The 1,231-nt window shown below is 63.1% G+C and carries 2 protein-coding genes; both read left to right on the top strand.

Annotated features, from left to right (window positions below):
* A partial coding sequence (gene ampD / locus OC610_RS27705; protein WP_264432723.1) for a 1,6-anhydro-N-acetylmuramyl-L-alanine amidase AmpD occupies nt 1-341 on the top strand: 341 nt, incomplete at its 5' end.
* Entirely contained in the window at nt 338-1,174 is an 837-nt protein-coding gene (gene ampE, locus OC610_RS27710; protein WP_264432726.1) for a regulatory signaling modulator protein AmpE, read from the top strand. The genes ampD and ampE, both read left to right, overlap by 4 nt.
* Nucleotides 1,175-1,231: the final 57 nt, after the last annotated feature.

Consider the following 1,231-nt stretch of genomic DNA (forward strand, 5'->3'; position numbering starts at 1 on the left):
CTGCGCATTTCCTGATCGAACGTGACGGCGCCGCGACCCAGTTTGTCTCTTGTCTGGATCGAGCTTGGCACGCGGGCGTTTCGTGCTTCGAGGGGCGAGAAACCTGTAACGACTTTTCCGTCGGCATCGAGCTGGAAGGCACCGATGACCTTCCTTTCACCGATGCACAATATTCCTCCCTCGTGGAACTGACCCGGCAGTTGCAGGCAGCGTTTCCGGCGATCACGGTGCAGCGTATTTGCGGGCACAGCGACATCGCCCCGGGGCGCAAGACCGATCCGGGGCCGGCATTCGATTGGGCACGCTACCGCGCGGCCCTGACAGAAGGGGAAGGACAATGAGTTTTCTGGTGTTGCTGCTGGCAGTCTGGATCGAGAAGTTCTCGGCCTTGCGCCAGCGAGTCCAGCGTGACGGCGGCTGGCTAGGCGAGTTGAACAAGCTTGAGGCGAGTCCGCGCTGGGGCAACCGGCCTTGGCTGGTGCTGGTGATGATGGTCCTGGTGCCGGTGGCTGCGTTGGCGTTGCTGCTTTGGATGCTGGAGCCAGTGGCCTACGGCTTGCTGGCGCTGCCGGTGCACCTGTTGGTGGTGATTTATTGCCTGGGGCGCGGTGATCTTTTGGCTGACCTTGGGCCGTTTCGCGATGCGTGGCGGCGCGAAAACCTGCAAGCGGCGGCTCACGTGGCCAAGCGCGACTTGAATATCGACGCGGACGGTGGCCAACCATTGCTGGAGCAGGTACAGAAGCATTTGCTGTGGCAGGCCTACCAGAGCTTTTTCGCGGTGATCTTCTGGTACTTCGTGTTGGGGCCCGTGGCCGCCCTGAGTTATCGCTTGCTGGCGCTGGCCGCCGAGCACAGCCAGAACCCTGGCGTGGCCGAGCGGGCCGCACAGCTGCGCCACGCCTTCGACTGGGTGCCGGTGCGATTGCTGGCAGCGAGCTTTGCCCTGGTGGGCAATTTCGTCGCGGTCAGCCGGGTCATGTTGCATGAACTGTTGAACTGGAACATCAGCGCCGCCGACCTCATCGACAAAGTTGGCCTGGTGGCCGGCGAGATTCCCACGCCCGTCGCCGGGCCGGACGGCATCAACAGCCTGGATCGACTTTGGGAATTGCTGCTGCGCGCGGCGGTGCTCTGGTATGCCGGGTTCGCGTTGTGGACGGTGTTGGGCTGAACACGGCTGTAGCGAGCAGCTGTTGTGGCGAGGGAGCTTGCGGTCTCGTAGGAGCTG

Source organism: Pseudomonas agronomica, from assembly GCF_025917275.1.
Taxonomy (GTDB): Bacteria; Pseudomonadota; Gammaproteobacteria; order Pseudomonadales; family Pseudomonadaceae; genus Aquipseudomonas; species Aquipseudomonas agronomica.